Origin of the sequence: Duganella hordei (assembly GCF_040369125.1) — a bacterium.
In the GTDB taxonomy this organism is placed as follows: Bacteria; Pseudomonadota; Gammaproteobacteria; order Burkholderiales; family Burkholderiaceae_D; genus Rugamonas; species Rugamonas hordei.
Map to the genome: position 1 here is coordinate 19,253 of NZ_BPWI01000016.1, position 17,356 is coordinate 36,608.

The 17,356-nt window shown below is 66.5% G+C and carries 15 protein-coding genes; 11 read left to right on the forward strand and 4 right to left on the reverse strand.

All coding sequences use genetic code 11. The features are described from left to right. Together ABWW33_RS26690 and ABWW33_RS26695 are read left to right on the forward strand one after the other, a co-directional pair. Positions 1-633 carry a response regulator gene (locus tag ABWW33_RS26690; protein WP_090313944.1) on the forward strand — a complete coding sequence of 211 codons (633 nt, stop codon included), beginning with the start codon at positions 1-3 and terminating at the stop codon, positions 631-633. A 121-nt stretch (positions 634-754) separates the two neighbouring features. Beyond that, positions 755-2,332 carry a CHASE3 domain-containing protein gene (locus ABWW33_RS26695; RefSeq protein ID WP_353404459.1) on the forward strand — a complete coding sequence of 526 codons (1,578 nt, stop codon included), beginning with the start codon at positions 755-757 and terminating at the stop codon, positions 2,330-2,332. Here the strand turns inward: ABWW33_RS26695 and ABWW33_RS26700 are convergent. Next, positions 2,229-3,038, reverse strand: a complete 810-nt coding sequence (locus ABWW33_RS26700) for a Crp/Fnr family transcriptional regulator (RefSeq protein WP_353404461.1) — start codon at positions 3,036-3,038, stop codon at positions 2,229-2,231. The genes ABWW33_RS26695 and ABWW33_RS26700 overlap by 104 nt on opposite strands. A 228-nt stretch (positions 3,039-3,266) precedes the next feature. Between ABWW33_RS26700 and ABWW33_RS26705 the strand changes: the two genes are divergently transcribed. From ABWW33_RS26705 to ABWW33_RS26745, 9 genes are all read left to right on the forward strand, one after another. Then, on the forward strand, positions 3,267-3,950 hold the full coding sequence (locus tag ABWW33_RS26705) for a response regulator transcription factor (protein WP_176651158.1): 684 nt from the start codon (positions 3,267-3,269) through the stop codon (positions 3,948-3,950). Next, positions 3,947-5,008, forward strand: coding sequence for a sensor histidine kinase (locus ABWW33_RS26710; RefSeq protein WP_176651157.1), 1,062 nt, complete (start codon positions 3,947-3,949; stop codon positions 5,006-5,008). The genes ABWW33_RS26705 and ABWW33_RS26710 overlap by 4 nt, the downstream gene beginning before the upstream one ends. A 98-nt stretch (positions 5,009-5,106) precedes the next feature. Continuing rightward, positions 5,107-5,547, forward strand: a complete 441-nt coding sequence (locus tag ABWW33_RS26715; RefSeq protein ID WP_176651156.1) for a type IV pilin protein — start codon at positions 5,107-5,109, stop codon at positions 5,545-5,547. After that, positions 5,532-6,170: a prepilin-type N-terminal cleavage/methylation domain-containing protein gene (locus ABWW33_RS26720; protein ID WP_353404464.1), complete on the forward strand. Its 639-nt coding sequence runs from the start codon at positions 5,532-5,534 to the stop codon at positions 6,168-6,170. Before ABWW33_RS26715 ends, ABWW33_RS26720 begins: the two co-directional genes overlap by 16 nt. After that, positions 6,167-6,607: a type IV pilus modification PilV family protein gene (locus ABWW33_RS26725; protein ID WP_353404466.1), complete on the forward strand. Its 441-nt coding sequence runs from the start codon at positions 6,167-6,169 to the stop codon at positions 6,605-6,607. Before ABWW33_RS26720 ends, ABWW33_RS26725 begins: the two co-directional genes overlap by 4 nt. Position 6,608: 1 nt before the next feature. Further along, a complete protein-coding gene (locus tag ABWW33_RS26730) occupies positions 6,609-7,808 on the forward strand; it encodes a PilW family protein (RefSeq protein ID WP_353404468.1) in 1,200 nt (399 codons plus the stop codon). Then, complete coding sequence (locus ABWW33_RS26735; RefSeq protein ID WP_353404469.1) at positions 7,805-8,395, forward strand: pilus assembly PilX family protein; 591 nt, start codon at positions 7,805-7,807, stop codon at positions 8,393-8,395. The genes ABWW33_RS26730 and ABWW33_RS26735 overlap by 4 nt, the downstream gene beginning before the upstream one ends. A 14-nt stretch (positions 8,396-8,409) precedes the next feature. After that, complete coding sequence (locus tag ABWW33_RS26740) at positions 8,410-12,987, forward strand: pilus assembly protein (protein ID WP_353404471.1); 4,578 nt, start codon at positions 8,410-8,412, stop codon at positions 12,985-12,987. A gap of 71 nt (positions 12,988-13,058) precedes the next feature. Continuing rightward, entirely contained in the window at positions 13,059-14,726 is a 1,668-nt protein-coding gene (locus ABWW33_RS26745; protein WP_176651151.1) for a peptide chain release factor 3, read from the forward strand. A 98-nt stretch (positions 14,727-14,824) separates the two neighbouring features. Here ABWW33_RS26745 and ABWW33_RS26750 read toward each other — a convergent pair whose 3' ends face one another. From ABWW33_RS26750 to xth, 3 genes are read right to left on the reverse strand one after another with little or no spacing between them, the layout of a single operon-like run. Further along, the gene (locus ABWW33_RS26750) at positions 14,825-15,718 is read right to left on the reverse strand and encodes an NAD(P)H-hydrate dehydratase (protein WP_353404473.1); all 894 of its coding nucleotides are present in this window, start codon (positions 15,716-15,718) and stop codon (positions 14,825-14,827) included. Between the two features lie 2 nt (positions 15,719-15,720). Further along, on the reverse strand, positions 15,721-16,488 hold the full coding sequence (locus tag ABWW33_RS26755; RefSeq protein WP_353404475.1) for a histidine phosphatase family protein: 768 nt from the start codon (positions 16,486-16,488) through the stop codon (positions 15,721-15,723). Beyond that, positions 16,485-17,270, reverse strand: coding sequence for an exodeoxyribonuclease III (gene xth, locus ABWW33_RS26760; RefSeq protein WP_353404476.1), 786 nt, complete (start codon positions 17,268-17,270; stop codon positions 16,485-16,487). Before xth ends, ABWW33_RS26755 begins: the two co-directional genes overlap by 4 nt. Positions 17,271-17,356 lie beyond the last annotated feature (86 nt).

Consider the following 17,356-nt stretch of genomic DNA (forward strand, 5'->3'; position numbering starts at 1 on the left):
ATGATACGCGTTGCCATTTGTGACGACCATCAGATAGTAAGAGCAGGATTCAAACAGATTTTTTCCGCGTCGGACGACTTCGACGTGGTGGCGGAGGCCGGTACCGGCCGCGAAGCGCTGGATATCGCCCGCCGCGAGATTTGCGACGTGCTGCTGCTCGATATCGCCATGCCGGACCAGAGCGGCATCGATACCTTGCGCACCATCCGCCAGGGCCAGCCGGATTTGCCGGTGCTGATCCTGTCCGGCTATCCGGCGCAGCAATACGCGCTGAACCTGTTCAAGATGGGGGCCAACGGCTACCTGAACAAGGAATGCGAGGCCGACGAGCTGATCACCGCCGTGCGCACCGTCTACCAGGGGCGCCGCTACGTCAGCTCGACCGTCGGCGAGCTGCTGGCGCAGAGCTTCGACCGCGATCCGAACACGGCGCTGCACACCGAGCTGTCGGACCGCGAGTTCCAGGTGTTTCTGCGGCTGGCGCGCGGCGCCACCGTGTCGGACATCGGCGTGGCGCTGTCGCTGAGCATCAAGACCGTCAGCACCTACCGCACCCGCATCATGGAAAAAATGGGCATGCAGTCGAACTCCGACCTCACGTATTACGCCATGAAGAACAATCTTCTGGATTGATATCCCTAGGGGTGCGCACTATTGAGGTGCGCCCCTGGCGCAGCTATTTCCTCAGCGGTCTATAATTCGGTAACGTGGCGCATCCCCGCCCCGGATTAACCAGTGAAGGAAACTCGTCAGGATGTATTTCACCGTCGAAACAGCGCCGCATCATCGCCTGCCGCTGTACAAGACCGTCTTGTGCGTGACCTGTGCGTTGCTGCTGATCGTCAACGGATTCAGCCTGTTCCACAACTTGCAAGCACTGCGCGGCGCGCAGGTACTGCTCGGACAAAGCGCGCGGGTGGCCGATCGCCTGCAATATCTGAACGTGCTGGTGCTCGATGCCGAGAGCAGCATGCGCGGCTATTTCCTGTCCGGCCGCGACGCCTACCTCGGGCCGACCAAGACCGCGCTGGCGGAAACCGAAATCGAGTTCAAGGAGCTGGAAAAGCTGCTGGCCGATAATCCTTCGCAACTGCGCAACCTGACGCAGCTGCACACGCTGGTGCGCCGCCGGCTGACCATCATGAGCCAGGCCATCGATGTCTACCGCGAGGGCGGGCTGGATGAAATCGTCAAGATCGCCAAGCTCAGCGACGGCCGCGCCAGCATGGACGAGATCCGCCTGCAGGTCGTCATCATGGAGCAGGAGCAGAACGAGACGATGGCCGCGCGCAGCGCCATGTTTTACCAGGAATACCAGAAGGCGGTGTTGCTGGGCATGGGCATCAACGCCGTCGCCATCGTTGTGCTGGTCATGTTCTACCAGCTGGTGCGGCGCAGTTTCGCCAACCGCGCGCAGGTCGAGCATGCGCTGCAGAGCGCCAACGAAAACCTCGAATCTCAGGTCCAACAGCGGACCGAGCAGTTGTCGGTGCTGTCGCGCCACCTGATCAGCATCAGCGAGGAAGAGAAGGTGCGGCTGTCGCGCGAACTGCACGATGAAATGGGCGCCAACCTGACCTCGATCAGCATGGACATCGCCGCCGTCACCCAGCAGCTGCACAAGACCGATCCCGAGCTGGCGGCGCAACTCAAGCGCGCCCGCGCCACGCTGGTGGAAACGGTCGAGATGAAACGCCGCATCGTGGAAAATCTGCGGCCTAGCTTGCTCGACAACCTGGGCCTGTGCGCCGCGATCGAGAGCTATTGCAACGAGTTCAGCCGCCTGGCGCAGGTGCGCTGCGACTGCGACGTCGGCGAGGATATCGAAAGCGAGGCGCGCCATTCCGGCGACCTGTCGATCGCGCTGTTCCGCATCGTCCAGGAATCGCTGACCAATATCCGCAAGTACGCCAAGGCCAGCCGCGTGTCGGTGACCCTGAACCGCAACCAGGACGGCCTGATGCTGCGCATTATCGACGACGGCATCGGCATCGCCTCCAATACCATCGTCAAGCCCATGTCGCACGGACTGCTGGGCATGCGCGAACGGGCCTTGCTGCTTGGCGGCACGCTGAACATCCGCCGCGGCCGCAACGACGCCGGCACCTGCATCGAAGTGGCCATCCCCTTGCGAGCGCGGGAAGCGCCCGGCGAGGAACGCCGCGCCACGGCCGACGGCGAACCGGCCGCGCCCATCCCGACGCTGCCGCCCGCCCTCAGCGCCGTGCTTAGCAGCGTGCTACATCCACCAGCAGACGATCATACTCCGTCTTCGCCACCTTATAGCACTCACCCGCATACGCCTCCAAGCCTGACCGATCAAGCACAGTGATGTTGCCGCGGCGGTAGGTGATCAAGCCTTCGTCCTGCAGCTTGCCGGCGGCGGCGGTGATGCTTTCGCGGCGCACGCCGAGCATGATGGAAATCATTTCCTGGGTGACCTTCAACTCGTTCGATGGCGAACGGTCCAGGCGGTCCAGCAGCCAGCGGCACAGCTTTTGTTCGATCGAGCTGTGGCGGCCGCCGACGGCGTTCTGCGCCATCTGCGCGAACAGCGCGGTGTTGTAGCGCATCAGCAGCGCGGGCAGGGCGCCGCCCTGGTTGAAGGCGGCGCGCAGGTGCTGGGCCTTCATGCGGTAGCCGTAACCGGCGGCCTGGACCACGGCGCTGCACATCGCGCGTTCGCCTTCGAACAGCGACACGCCGACCACGCCTTCATGGCCGACCACGGCGATCTCGGTGGTGGCGCCGTCCTCCATCACATACAGCAGGGACACGATGGCGGTGGTGGGGAAGTGTACGTATTCCATGGCGCCGCCGAATTCGAACAGTTCCTTGCCGAAAGGAAGCGTCACCAGTTCCAGATGTGCAAACAGCGATTCGAGCACCTCGCGCGGCAGTGCGGCCAGCAATTCGTTCTGCTGGGCGCCGCTGACGCTGACAACAGGCCGTGACGCCACCTTGAATGCTTTCGAGCCCACGCGCGGGGCGCGCGGTGCTGCGTTTTTTTCGGTTGCGTTGACTTGGGTGTTGTTCATTTTGATCCTCACAATCTGCTATACAACGTGCTATACAAAGTCACCAAGTGCGTTCATTGGTGTTGGTGTAACTTTAGGGACTTTGTTAGATTGCGAACATAAGAGGAGCAGACGCACAAATGTAGGCTTGCAACATGGCGCTTTGTAGTCCTGGTCCTACACGGCCTCTGTTTTTCTCGTGGAGGCGCGTGCATAATGCACAAATTCATTCCGACTGGCGCACAGAACATGCACGTACTTGTAGTGGAAGACGACGCCGTCCTGGCCGATGGTTTGAGCCGGGTCTTGAGCGGGCACGGCATGGCGGTGGAGGTGGTCGGCAACGGCAGCCAGGCCGACGCCATGCTGCAGCGCGCCGAGCAGACCGAGGTGGTGGTGCTCGACATCGGCCTGCCCGGCATCGACGGCTTCGAGGTGGTGCGGCGGCTGCGCGCGCGCGGCAGCCAGGTGCCGGTGCTGCTGCTGACGGCGCGCGACGCGGTCGAGGACCGGGTGCGCGGGCTGGAGCTGGGCGCCGACGACTACCTGGTCAAGCCCTTCGCCACCGCCGAGCTGGTGGCGCGGCTGCGCGCGCTGGTGCGGCGCAACGCGCCCAAGCCGGCGGTGCTGGCCCTGGGCGACCTGGCGCTGGACCTGTCGGCCAAGCGCGCGCGCGTGCGCGACAAGACCATCGAGCTGTCGGTGCGCGAGTGGGCGGTGCTGGAGTACCTGTTGCAGCACGGTTCGCGCGTGGTGTCCAAGCAGCAGATCATCGACGCCATCCTGCCCTGGGGCGACGACCTGACCCTGAACGCGGTGGAAGTCTACATCTCGCGCCTGCGGCTGAAGATCGCCGACGCCGGCGTGTCGATCCGCACCATCCGCGGCTTCGGCTACATGCTGGAACTGGCGCCGGCGAGCGCGGGAACATGAACAGCATCCGCCTGCGGCTGCTGAAGTGGCTGATCGGCCCCATCCTGCTGATCAACCTGGCCGGCGGCGCGCTGGCCTACGTGCTGGCCTGGGCGCCGGCCGACGCGGTCAACGCCGGCGGCCAGCAGCGGCCGCCGATGCAGCGCGACCAGATACGGCAAGCCACGCTGCGCGCGCTGGTGCTGCTGGAAGTGGTGCTGACGGCGGCCTCGGTGGGGCTGGTGTGGTTTTCCGTCAGCAGCGCGCTGCGGCCGCTGAACCGGTTGCGCTCCGGCCTCAACGCGCGCGACGGCGACGACCTGGCGCCGATCGCCGCCGTCGACATTCCCTACGAGCTGGAGCCGGTGGTGTCGGCCTTCAACGGCCTGCTGGACAAGGTGGGCGAGGGCGCGCGGGCGCGCCAGGAATTCCTGGCCGACGTCGCGCACCAGCTGCGCACGCCGCTGGCCGGCCTGAAGACCCAGCTCGAATGGCTGGGCGCGCGCCATGCCGAGCCGGACACGGCGCACTCGGTCAAGCTGATGCTGTCGGCCACCGAGCGCATGGCGCGCAAGGTCAACCAGCTGCTGGCCCTGGCGCGCGCCGAGCCCTCGCATTTTGAAAAGACCCGCCTCGAGCCGCTGGGGCTGGACGGGCTGGTCGAGGCGGCGATCCAGTCCTTTGTCGACCAGGCCTCGCTGAAGGCGATCGACATCGGCTTCGACCTGCAGCCCACGCCCATCACCGGCGACCGCTTCCTGCTGCGCGACCTGATCGACAACCTGATCGACAACGCCATCCGCTACACGCCGGCCCACGGCGCGGTGACGGTCAGCTGCCGGCCGGCCGGCAAGGAGGGCGAGGGCGGCCTGCTGGCGATCGAGGACAACGGCCCCGGCATCCCGCCGGCCAGGCGCGAGCAGGTGTTCAGCCGCTACGTGCGGCTGGACGACAAGACCCAGGGCAGCGGCCTGGGCCTGGCCATCGTGCGCGACATCGCCGCCGTCCACGGCGCCCGGCTGGTCATCGGCGACGCGGCCGGCGGCCGGGGCGCGCTGTTTTCCGTGCATTTCCCATAAATTTCGCGCTTGTCAGGAATTTGTCAGCATTTCCTCAGGGAAATGCAAGCTTGCTGGTCTAAACTTGCTCTCAAGGAAATTTAACCGGGAGAGCGACGATGAAACGTGTGGGCACTGGCGATACCAAGGGCTTTACGCTGATCGAAGTGATGATCACCATCGCCATCGTCGGTATCCTGACGGCGGTGGCCCTGCCGTTGTACAGCGACTATGTGATACGCGGCCGCCTGACCGAGGCCTTCACCGCGCTGGGCGGCGCGCAGCCGGCCGCCGAGCAGTTCTGGGCCAACGGCCGCACCTATGTCGGCTTCGACAGCGCGCTCAGCTTCCCGCCCGCCAGCGCCAACTTCACCTACACGCTGAGCAACGCCAGCGCCTCGGCCTACACGGTGACCGCCACCGGCCAGGCCAAGATGGCCGGCTTCAGCTACACCATCGACCAGAACGGCACGCGCGCGACCACCGCCACGCCAACCGGCTGGGGCACCAGCACCAGCTGCTGGGTCGATCACAAGGGCGGCTCATGCTCCACCAACTAACACTGACGCGGCGGGAGCGCGGCTTCACGCTGATCGAACTGATGATCGGCTTGACCATCCTGGGCATCATGCTGGCGCTCGCCATCCCCAGCATGGGCGGCTGGCTGGTGGCCAGCAAGGGCCGCGCCGCCAGCGAGTTCTACCTGGACGGCTTCGCGCTGGCGCGCCGCCAGGCGGTGTCGCACAACGCCGCCAGCCGCATCCAGCTGACCGTCAATCCGGACAACGGCCAGCTCGACTGGCAGGTGGACATCTGCTTCCCGGTGCCGGGCACGCCGTGCAACACCACCAGCGGCACCTGGTCCACCGTCGACGCTCCGGCCCCCGGCGATCCCCAGGGCGCCGCCGGCTTCAAATCGGTGTTCCGTCCCGCCACCGCCTTGCCGCCGTCCGAGGTGCTGCTGCCGAGCACGCTGCCGGACGGCGCCACCTCGGTCTACTACACCGCGCTGGGCTGGGTCGACACCGCCGTCGGCAACCGCCTGACGCAGCTGCGGCTCGACCCCGCCACCAGCTATGCGCACGACATTCCCGTCGCGGCGCTGGCCATCTCGCTGGCCGGCATGCCGTCCAAATGCGATCCGACGCTGAGCGCCGGCGATTCGCGCGCGTGTCCGCCATGATGCCGCGTCCGACTCCCCGCCGCCGGCCGGCCGCCGGCCGGTTGCAGCGCGGCATCGCCCTGCTGGAGGCGATGATCGCCATCGTCATCCTCGGCATCGGCCTGCTCGGCACCATCGGCCTGCAGGCGCGCGCCTACTCGGCGCTGTCGGACGCCGGCCTGCGCGCCGAAGCCACCTTGGCTGCGGACAAGCTGCTGGGCACCATCTCCGCCGATTCCGGCAACGTGGCCAGCTATGCGCTGGCCGCCGGCGGCACTCCCAGCACCGCCATGCAGCCGTGGGTGACGGAAACCAAGGCCGCGATCCCCGGCGCCATCATCACCGTCGTCGTCACGCCGGCGGTGCGCAGCAACCAGGTCGACATCACGATACGCTGGACCCGCAAGGCGGGCACGGCGGAGAACCGCCATCTGGTCACCGCCTATTTCGGATCCTGACATGCCTACCATTCTCCTCCGCCGCGCCGCCGGCTTCTCGCTGGTCGAACTGATGGTCAGCGTGGTCATCGGCCTGCTGGCCCTGCTGTTTGCCACCAAGCTGGTGGTCAGCGGCGAAACCAACCGCGACGCCGCGCTGGGCGGCTCCGACTCCATGCAGAACGGCATGCTGGCGCTGTACTCGCTGAGCAACGACGCCGCCCAGGCCGGCTGGGGCCTGAACGACACGCTGGTCGCCGGCTGCAACACCAGCTTCACCGACGCCAACGGCTATGCGCTCGATACGCTCACCGTGGGCGGCGTGGCCAGCACGCCGCTGGCGGCCGTGCTGATCCAGTCCAACGGCGCCAACCCGGACCGCATCTCGCTGTACACCGGCACTTCCGAGGCGGCGGTCGGCTCGGTGAAAACCGCCGGCAAGATTACCGCCGGCGACGTGGTGATCCCGACCTCGACCGCGTCGCCGTACGGCTTTGCCGTCGGCGACGTGCTGCTGGTCGCGCCGGAACCGGCCACGGCGGCCAATTCGCGCTGCTCGGTGGTGCAAATGAGCGGTACGCTGCCGGTGCCGAAGAATGACTGGCTGACCATCGCCGCCGGCGCCACCATGCGCTTCAATCCGGCCGGCGGCATGCCCAACGCCTACGCCCTCGGTGGCGGGCGGGTGTTCAACCTAGGCCGGCCGGAACGGCTGTCGTTGCACACCTGGTCGCTGGCCGGCGGCGTGCTGCTGCTGCGCGCCACCGACCTGGCCGGCGCCGAGACGGCGCCGGTGTCGGTGATCGACAACATCGTTTCCATCAAGGCCCAATACGGCTTCGACGCCCGTGTGCTGCCCAACTACAACCCGGCCTTGCCGCCGACCGGCAACGGCATGCAGGTGACCCAGTGGAGCAGCACCATGATCGACGCCGACAGCGACGGCACGGTGGGCGATCCGGGCGACTTCCAGCGCGTGGCGGCGGTGCGGCTGGCGGTGGTGGCGCGCGCCAAAAGCGTCGAGAAACCGGGCGCCGGCGGCTGCACGTCGACCGCCACGCTGCCGACCGTGTTCGGCACGGCCGCGCCGGCCGCCGTGGCGGCGGTGCCGGTGCAGGTCAACGTCGCCATCACCGGCGACACCATTGACTGGAAGTGCTATCGCTATCGCGTGTTTGAAACCATCGTCCCTATCCGCAACGCGCAATGGAGACCGTCATGATCCGTTCCCGTCTGCGCCAGGCCGGCATCGCCTTGCCGGTGATGCTGATCATGCTGACCGTCATGCTGATCGGCAGCATCTACCTGCTGCGCTCGAGCACCTCGACCACGCTGACGGTAGCCAACCTGGCCTACGATTCCGCGCTCAGCAAGGAAGCCGACCTGGGCGTGCACCGCGCGTTCCAGTGGCTCAGCACCTTGCCCAGCAAGTCGGTGTTGAACGCCAACAGCCCCGGTGACGGCTATGTGGCCACGCTCGATCCGACCTGGACGGTCAGCAGCCCAGGCTTCTGGACTGGCTCGAAAAAACTGCCGGCCGATAACTCGGGCAACGTGGTCGAGTATGTGATCCACCGCATGTGCAACTTCGCCGGCCCCTACAACTCCACCACGCCGCAAAACACCTGCATGCTGACTGCTGCCAAGCAGGGCGTGGCCGCGCCGGTCGCGCTCGGCACCACGCTGGCGCAGGACGCTCCCGTCTACCAGGGGCAGCCCGAGCTGCACTATGTCGTGACGGCCCGTATCTTCGGGCCGCGCGGCGGCAACGTCATGACGCAGGCGGTGGTCATGATGGGGCCATTTTAAGCATAGGAACGATCATGAAACTGACACTGTCCGCGCTGCTGCGCGCCGTCCTCGGCCTGTCGCTGCTGGCGTCCGCTGCCGCGTTTTCCGCCCAGACCCAGATCGCCCAGGTGCCACTGCTGAACATCACCGGTACCGGCACCGTCAAGCCCAACCTGATGCTGTTGTTCGACAACTCGGGCTCGATGGACCAGACCTACACGCCGGACTACGTCAACGACACGATCTGCCGCGGCGCCGCCACCTTCGCCGCCAGCCAGATCCCGTGCAACGTCGGTCATCCGCCGTTCATGAGTCCCGACTTTAACAAGCAGTATTACAACCCGGCGATCCACTACGCGGTGCCGATCAAGTCCGACGGCAGCTACTACGCCGAGCAGACCAGCGCCAACACCAGCACCTGGACCGTGGTCTCGGGCGACGGCTTCGGCGCCCACAAGGCCGACATGTTCAACAGCAGCTCCACCTCCATCAGCCTGGTGACCGGCTTCCCCGACACCAAGTGGTGCGACCCGAGCAACACGTCGGACTGCAACGTCAACAGCACCAGCTATAACTATCCGGACAACCTCTACACCAAGGCGACCACCATCTATGGCGGCCCTTACTACTACACCATCGGCGTGGCCGAGTACTGCACCGATGCCACCATGACCAACTGCAAGGCGACGTCGGTGGGCGCGCCGGCCCCGTCCGGCTATCCGGTGCCGGTCAAGGTGCGCTGGTGCAGCGACGTCAACCTGACCGCCTGCCAGGCCAAGCAGGTCGCCGCGTTCAAGTATCCGCGCTATTCGACGTCGGTGGCGTCGATCGCATCCTACGGCACCATCGCCATCGGTGCATCGAGCGGCGCCACGTCGATGACCATCAGCAGCGCGTCCATCACCGAAAGCGGCGGCACGTTCACCTTGACCAACGGCGTGGTCACGGCCAGCACCGGCACCAACACCGCGCTCAAGCGCCAGAGCGTGGCCAGCCTGCTCGCCTCCAGCATCAACAACAACATCAGCACCGCCGCCGCCAAGCGCTACCTGGCCTGCGTGCGCTCGCCGACCGGCGTGGCCAACGTGCCGGCCTGCAGCACGCTGGGCATCTCGCTGATTGCCGATAATATCGTCGCCGTGCTGGCGGTCAATTGCAGCAGCACCCCCAAGAACATCGCCAATTGTCCCGTGGTGGCCGACAGCTCGCGCGCGGGCTGGCCGTTGGCGGCGTCCGCAACGAAGCCGGTGCCATCGACCGCGCTGATCACGCTGGCCGGCTCCACCACCAACACCAACGGCCTGAAGACCACGGTATCGCTGGCCGGCACGGCGGTCGCGTCCAATATCTCCATCACCAAGAGCAAGGCGGCCAGCTTCACGGCCGGCGAAATCGTGGCCGCCATCGGTACCGCCGGCAATGTGCGCGCTTATATAGGCGGCAATGCGGCTACCACCGTATGCCAGGGCGCCAGTTCGCCCACCACGACCGTGTGCCTGGTGAACATGGTCGCCACCGGCAACGGCGAAGTGCCGGGAGCCACCGCCATCTCGGGCATCGGCTTCACCAATACCAGCAGCAGCGGCTGGGTCGACGGCATCCCGGTGGTGACGTCGGCCATGTCGTCGGGCACCAGCCCGAGCACCTTTGTGCGGGTTAACATCGTCTCCGGCCAGACCTATCCGAAGGGCGTCGACCGCAGCGACTGCGTGACCCAGGCCGGGGTCTGCACCTACGACGAGGAAATGACCAACTTCGCCAACTGGTACGTCTACTACAAAAGCCGCCTGCAAATGATGAAGACTTCGGTCGGCATCGCCTTCTCGGCCATCACCGCCAATTACAGGGTCGGCTACGTCAAGCTGTCCAACGCCGGCGTCGGCAGCGCGATCGACCTCAAGCCGGCCGACTTCACCGGCACCGCGCGCTCCAGCTGGTACACCGCGCTGTACAACACCACCACCTCGGGCTCGACGCCGATCCGTTCCGCGATGGACAACGTCGGCCGCATGTTCGCCAACCTGACGCCGTACAACTACGCGGCCGGCAGCGAAGTGGTGCAGTACCCGTGCCAGCAGAACTTCATGATACTGACCACCGACGGCTACTGGAACGGCTCCTCGACCCCCAACGTCATCAACAACGACAACGTCGAGAACCCCTCTCGCTTCTGCACGGCGGCTCGCGGCTGCGTCGACAAGCGTGACCAGACCCAGCCTTCGATCGCCGACGTGGCGCTGCACTGGTACAACGGCGGCTCCAGCACCGACACGGTATCGCTGCGGCCGACGCTGGAGCCGGACATGAATTCGCCCGGCTCGGTGCCGGCCGGCGCCGGCGAGAACACGCATTTGCACATGAACACCTACACGCTGGGCCTGGGCGTGGATGGCGTGATGAACTACGAGCCTAACTACGACACCGCGCCCAAGCCGGGCGGCGACTTCTACAACCTGATCACCCAGGCCGCCAGCGGCTGCCTGTGGAACAACAACCAGGCCTATGTCTGGCCGGATCCGGACGTCACTAACGGCGCCAGCACCGTGCAGGAACGGGTGGACGACCTGTGGCATGCGGCCATCAATGGCCACGGCAAGTATTTCAGCGCGTCGCAGCCGAAGGAGGTGGTCGACGGCCTGAGCGAGGCGCTGGCCAATATGCAGGTCCGCATCGGCGCGGCGGCCGCGGCGGCGACCTCGACGCCGAATATCTCGCAGCAAGACAACGATATCTTCTCCGACACCTTCACCACCGTGAAGTGGTACGGCGAGCTGTCGGACAAGAAGATCGATCCGTCGACCGGCATCGTCGGCAATACGCCGACGTGGACCAGCTCGGACACGGTGGGCAAGAACATCAGCGGCCGCAAGGTGTGGATGTTCAATACCGCCGGCGGCGCGCTGCGGAAGGTCGACTACGCCACCATGTCGGCGCTAGAGCAGGGCTGGTTCAGCAACAAATGCACGTCGCTGTCGCAGTGCACCCTGCTGTCGACGGCCGACAAGGCCATTGTCAACAACGGCGCCAACCTGGTCAACTACCTGCTGGGCGTCCAGCAGTATGCCGACGACAACCTGTTCCGCGCCTACACGCTGACCGACCACACGCCGGCAGGCCAGGCCGGCCCCATCCCCATCCTGCTGGGCGACATTGCCTCGTCCAAGCCGGCCTATCTGCGCGATTCGCGCAAGAACTACACCACCGCCGGCTACAGCACTTTCAAGGGAAACAGTCAGAGCCGCACGGCCACCGTGTTCACCGCCGCCAACGACGGCATGCTGCACGCGTTCAACGCGGCCGACGGCGCCGAGCTGTGGGCCTACATGCCGCGCATCACGATGAAGAAGCTGTACGCGCTGGCCAGCACGACCTACGGCACCAACCACCAGTTCACCACCGACGGCTCGCCCGAGCTGGCCGACGTGCAGATCGGCGGCAACTGGTCCACCGTGCTGGTGGCCGGCCTGAACGGCGGCGGCCGCGGCTACTATGCGCTCGACATTACCGACCCCTCCAATCCGAAGCAACTGTGGGAGCTGTGCGCCGATCCCGCCATATGCAGCACCAACGATCCCGACATCGGCCTGACCTTCGGCAACCCGCAGTTCGGCATGTGGAAGGGCCAATGGGTGGTGTTCCTCACCTCCGGTTACAACAACGTGCCCGGCGTGGACGGCGTCAATTCCGGCAGCGGCCAGGGCATCCTGTACATCGTCGACGTCGGCACCGGCGCCGTGCTGAAAAAGATCTCGACCCTGGCCGGCGACACCACCACGCCGTCGGGGCTGGCCAAGATCACCTCGATCAGCACCGACCCCAACATCGATCCGGTCACCACCTACATCTACGGCGGCGACAACCAGGGCCATATGTACCGCTTCGACCTGACCGACGCCAGTGGCGCCACCGTGCCGGTGGTCAAGATGGGCGATTCCGGCCCGCTGCAGCCCATCACCACCCGTCCCGACGTGACCTTGTGCGGCGTGACCACCACCGTCACGGTCGGCGGCGTCTCCGTACCGAGCACGACCGCGCAGCGCGTGGTGTTGTTCGGCAGCGGCCGCCTGCTGGACCTGCCGGACACGGCCAACACCGACACCCAAAGCCTGTACCTGCTCAAGGACAACGGCCTGCCGCTGACGATACGCGGCAGCGGCATGGTCAAGCAGACGCTGAGCCAGGTCGGCAGCGGCAGCAACATCAGCTATGCGATCACCAGCAACGCGGTCGACCTGAGCACCAAGGACGGCTGGTACTTCGACTGGTCGCTGCATCCGGGCGAGCGGATGAACCTCGATCCGCAGATCGTCAGCGGCGTGGCCAACGTGGTGACCAACCTGCCGACGTCCTCGTCGTCGTGCAACGTCGGCGGCTCGTCCAACGCCTACCAGGTCGACATCTGCACCGGCAACGCCTTGCCGGGCGTGCCGGCCGGCAGCATCCTGTCAAACACCTCGGCGGCGGTCGGCTTCATCATCATCCGCCTGCCGAACGGGCAGCTGAAGATGATCAGCACCCTGGCCACCGGCGAAACCAAGACCACCTCGCTGCAAGAGGGCAAGTCGGCCGAGGCGCACCGGGTGGGCTGGCGCCGGGTCAAGGGGGAGTAAAGAGTTCACACGGGGCGGCCAAGTATCGGTAAAATCGAGGGTTTTGCAAAACCGCCTCAGATCGCGAACAAATGGTCAACGATATCGAAAACGCAATACCCGAAAATAACGACGACGCGAACACCGCGATCAACGCCAAAACACCGGCGCTGATCGCGCGCGAAGTACAGCGCCGCCGCACCTTCGGCATCATTTCTCACCCGGATGCGGGCAAGACCACGCTGACGGAAAAGCTGCTGCTGTTCTCGGGCGCGATCCAGATGGCCGGCACGGTCAAGGCGCGCAAGAGCGGCCGCCACGCCACCTCCGACTGGATGGAGATCGAGAAGCAGCGCGGCATTTCCGTGGCTTCGTCGGTGATGCAGTTCGAATTCCGCGACCACGTGGTCAACCTGCTCGACACCCCGGGCCACCAGGACTTTTCGGAAGACACCTACCGCGTGCTGACGGCGGTCGACTCGGCGCTGATGGTGATCGACGCCGCCAAGGGCGTCGAGGCGCAGACCATCAAGCTGCTCGACGTTTGCCGCATGCGCAATACGCCGATCGTCACCTTCATGAACAAGATGGACCGCGAGACGCGCGATCCGCTGGAGCTGCTCGACGAGCTTGAATCGGTGCTGAAGATCCAGTGCGCGCCGGTGACCTGGCCTATCGGCATGGGCAAGAACTTCCGCGGCGTGTACCACCTGCTGAACGACGAGATCATGCTGTTCAAGGCCGGTGAGGAAAAGGCCGACGGCGCCTTCGAGATCATCAAGGGCATCGACAATCCGCGCCTGCAGGAGATGTTCCCGCTGGAGATGGACCAGCTGAAGATGGAAGTGGAGCTGGTGCACGGCGCCTCGCATCCGTTCGACCTGGAGCAGTTCCTGTCGGGCGTGCAGACGCCGGTGTTCTTCGGTTCGGCGATCAACAACTTCGGCGTGCGCGAGATCCTGTCGGCGCTGGTCGACTGGGCGCCGGCGCCGCGCGAGCGCGACGCCACGGTGCGCGCGGTCGATCCGAAGGAGCAGCCGTTCACTGGCTTCGTGTTCAAGATCCAGGCCAATATGGACCCGGCGCACCGCGACCGCATCGCCTTCCTGCGCGTGTGCTCGGGACGTTTCGAGCGCGGCATGAAGGTCAAGCACCTGCGCCTGGGGCGTGAGATCAAGGTGTCGTCGGTGGTGACGTTCATGGCATCGTCGCGCGAGCAGGTGGAAGAGGCGTACGCCGGCGACATCATCGGCCTGCCCAACCACGGCAACATGCAGATCGGCGACTCGTTCTCCGAAGGCGAGCTGCTGACCTTCACCGGCATTCCGTACTTCGCGCCGGACTTCTTCCGCTCGGTGCGCATCCGCAACCCGCTGAAGATCAAGCAGCTGCACAAGGGCTTGCAGCAGCTGGGCGAGGAGGGCGCGGTGCAGGTGTTCAAGCCGGTGCAGGGCGGCGAGCTGGTGCTGGGCGCGGTCGGCGTGCTGCAGTTCGAGGTGGTCGCCAGCCGGCTGATGAACGAATACGGTGTCGACGCGGTGTTCGAAGGCACCAGCATCAGCAGCGCGCGCTGGGTGTCCAGCGACGACAAGAAGGCGCTGTCGGACTTCGAGGACGCGCTGGGCCACAACGTCGCCTACGACGCGGCCGGCAACATGGCCTACCTGGCCACGTCCAGCGTCAACCTGCGCCTGACGCAGGAACGCTGGCCGAAGCTGCAGTTCCACGCCACGCGCGAGCACTCGGCCAAGCTGGTCTAAAAAAACCGGGGTCAGATCTGACATTCGGACACGAACTCTACCGTAGCGGCTGTTACGGTAGAGTTCGTGTCCGAATGTCAGATCTGACCCCGGATTATTTAATGGGCCGCCATGGCGCGCAGCAGGGCCGGCACCTCGGCGCTGATCTCGCGCGCCAGGTAGCCCAGCGGGCCGTGCTGCAGCGCCAGCTGTTCGCCCGCCATCGCGTGCAACGCCACGCCCCACGACGCCGCCTGTTCCAGCGCGGCGCCGCGTGCCGCCAGGCCCACGATCAATCCCGCCAGCACATCTCCCGATCCGGATATCGCCAGGCCGGTGTTGCCGCCCTGGTGACGCCATAGCCGGCCCGGCGGCGCGGCGATCGCGGTCACCGGACCCTTCAGCGCCACGGTGGCGTGCCAGCGTTGCGCCGCGCGCCGCGCGGCCGCTTCGGGCTGGATGGTGATTTCCAGCTTGTCGGCACCGCTCAGCGCTGCCAGTTCGCCGGCGTGCGGCGTCAACAGCACAGGCTGGTCGAAGCGGTGGCTGCCGTGGCTGGCGCGCACGATGCTCATGCCGGCGGCGTCGAGGATCAGCGGCACCTCGGCGCAGTGCGGCAGCAGCGCCCGCACCAGCACCGTGCTGGCCGCGTCGTCCTGCATGCCGGGGCCGATCAGCACCGCGCTGGCTTGGCGGCAGGCGTCGCGCAGGCTGTGCCCGCTGTCCTGCAAGCCGCCCTCGGCGGTCTCGGCCAGCCCGATCACGCGCGCTTCCGGCAGCGTGACGCCGATCTGCGGCGCCACGCCGGCGGCCGTGGCGATGGTCAGCTTGCCGGCGCCGGCGCGCAGCGCCGCGGCGGCCGCCAGCAGCAGCGCGCCCGGCATCTCGCGCGAGCCGGCGATGATCAGCACGTGGCCGCGCGTTTCCTTGTCGGCCTCCGCCTCCGGCATGGGCAGCGGCCAGTCGCGCAGCGTAGCGGCGGTGATTTCAATGATGTGTTCGGTGTCGTCCATGATCATGATTTGGGTGCGGCCGGCAGGTCCGGCTGATGGGTGACGGGCGTGCCGGACTGTTCGAGCGGCGCGACGAAATTGGCGCGCACCAGCACCAGCTTGCCGTGCTTGCCCGCGCCGGGGTCGTAACGGTATTCGGTGATGCCGCAGTTGGGCACGTCGCCGGCGCGGTCGATCGCCAGGATCGCGTCCTCGTCCATGCGCTCCAGCAGGTAGCGGAAGCAGTTGACGATCACCTGGTGCGCGACGATCAGCACCCGCTCGCCGCGGTACTCGCGGGTGATGGTGTCGAGCGTGCTGCGCAGGCGCAGGATGACGTCGCACCAGCTCTCGCCGCCCGGCGGACGGAAATAGAACTTGCCCACGTGCTGGCGCTGTTCGGCCAGCTCCGGATATTTGTCGCGGATACCCAGCGGCGTCAGCCGGTCGAGGATGCCGAACTCTTTTTCGCGCAGGCGCTCGTCGGCCACCACGGCGCTCAGCCGGTCACGGTCCAGCGCGTCGAGCACCGCCTGCGCGGTGGCGCGCGCGCGGGCGTAGGGCGAGAACAGCACCACGCTGGGCCGTGCCTCGGCCGGCAGCGCGCCGAACCAGCCGCTCATCGCCACCGCCTGGCGCCGGCCCAGCGGCGACAGCGCGACGTCGACGTCGCGCCCGGCGATATCGATCAGCAATTGCGCGCCGGCTTCGGCGGCGTCGCGCGCGACGTTGCCGGCGCTCTGGCCATGCCGCGCCAGCCACAGCTGGTGCGGCCATTTCTGTTCGCTCATGAGCGCCCCTCCAGTTCGAGCTCCACCCATACCGGGGCGTGGTCGCTGGGCTTGTCGCCGCCGCGCACGTCGCGGTCGACCTCGGCCGCCTTCAGCGCCGGCGCCAGGGCGGGGCTGAGCAGCAGGTGGTCGATGCGCAGGCCGGCGTCGCGGCTGTAGGCGTTGCGGAAATAGTCCCAGAAGGTGTAGATCTTTTCGCCCGGATGCATGGTGCGCAGCGCGTCGCACCAGCCCTGTTCCAGCAGCCGGTGGAAGGCGGCGCGCACCTCGGGGCGGAACAGCGCGTCGTCGACCCAGCGCTCGGGCTTGTAGACGTCGAGCTCGGTCGGCATGACGTTGAAGTCGCCGGCCAGCACCACCGCCGCGCCGCTGTCGAGCAGCCTGGCCGCGTGCACGATCAGCCGTTCGAACCATTGGAGCTTGTAGTCGAACTTGGGGCCGGGCGCCGGATTGCCGTTCGGCAGGTACAGGCCGGCGATCAGCACGCCGCCGACCACCGCTTCGATGTAGCGGCTTTGTTCGTCGTCCGGATCGCCGGGCAGGCCGCGCCCGACCTCGACCGGGTCCTCGCCGCGGGCCAGGATGGCGACGCCGTTCCAGCTCTTCTGGCCGTGCCAGACGGCCTGGTAGCCGGCCGCTTTGATAGCGGCTTCGGGAAACTTGTCCTGCGGCGCCTTCAGCTCCTGCAGACAGACGGCGTCCGGCCGAGTGCGCTCCAGCCATGCGAGCAGGGCGGGCAGGCGGCTGTTGATGCCGTTGACGTTGAAGGTGGCGATGCGCATGAGCCGATTATCAGTCAGCCGCGCCGCCGCCACCGTGCGTGGCCGCACATACCGCCGGCGTTGGCGGTACTAAGCTGGCGGCATAT

Bases quoted from the DNA above. Each gene is read 5' to 3' on its own strand.
- xth (WP_353404476.1), bottom strand. From the start codon at position 17,270: ATGCGCATCGCCACCTTCAACGTCAACGGCATCAACAGCCGCCTGCCC.
- ABWW33_RS26690 (WP_090313944.1), top strand. From the start codon at position 1: ATGATACGCGTTGCCATTTGTGACGACCATCAGATAGTAAGAGCAGGA.
- ABWW33_RS26750 (WP_353404473.1), bottom strand. From the start codon at position 15,718: ATGGACGACACCGAACACATCATTGAAATCACCGCCGCTACGCTGCGC.
- ABWW33_RS26755 (WP_353404475.1), bottom strand. From the start codon at position 16,488: ATGAGCGAACAGAAATGGCCGCACCAGCTGTGGCTGGCGCGGCATGGC.
- ABWW33_RS26695 (WP_353404459.1), top strand. From the start codon at position 755: ATGTATTTCACCGTCGAAACAGCGCCGCATCATCGCCTGCCGCTGTAC.
- ABWW33_RS26700 (WP_353404461.1), bottom strand. From the start codon at position 3,038: ATGAACAACACCCAAGTCAACGCAACCGAAAAAAACGCAGCACCGCGC.
- ABWW33_RS26735 (WP_353404469.1), top strand. From the start codon at position 7,805: ATGATCCGTTCCCGTCTGCGCCAGGCCGGCATCGCCTTGCCGGTGATG.
- ABWW33_RS26740 (WP_353404471.1), top strand. From the start codon at position 8,410: ATGAAACTGACACTGTCCGCGCTGCTGCGCGCCGTCCTCGGCCTGTCG.
- ABWW33_RS26725 (WP_353404466.1), top strand. From the start codon at position 6,167: ATGATGCCGCGTCCGACTCCCCGCCGCCGGCCGGCCGCCGGCCGGTTG.
- ABWW33_RS26710 (WP_176651157.1), top strand. From the start codon at position 3,947: ATGAACAGCATCCGCCTGCGGCTGCTGAAGTGGCTGATCGGCCCCATC.
- ABWW33_RS26720 (WP_353404464.1), top strand. From the start codon at position 5,532: ATGCTCCACCAACTAACACTGACGCGGCGGGAGCGCGGCTTCACGCTG.
- ABWW33_RS26705 (WP_176651158.1), top strand. From the start codon at position 3,267: ATGCACGTACTTGTAGTGGAAGACGACGCCGTCCTGGCCGATGGTTTG.
- ABWW33_RS26730 (WP_353404468.1), top strand. From the start codon at position 6,609: ATGCCTACCATTCTCCTCCGCCGCGCCGCCGGCTTCTCGCTGGTCGAA.
- ABWW33_RS26715 (WP_176651156.1), top strand. From the start codon at position 5,107: ATGAAACGTGTGGGCACTGGCGATACCAAGGGCTTTACGCTGATCGAA.
- ABWW33_RS26745 (WP_176651151.1), top strand. From the start codon at position 13,059: ATGGTCAACGATATCGAAAACGCAATACCCGAAAATAACGACGACGCG.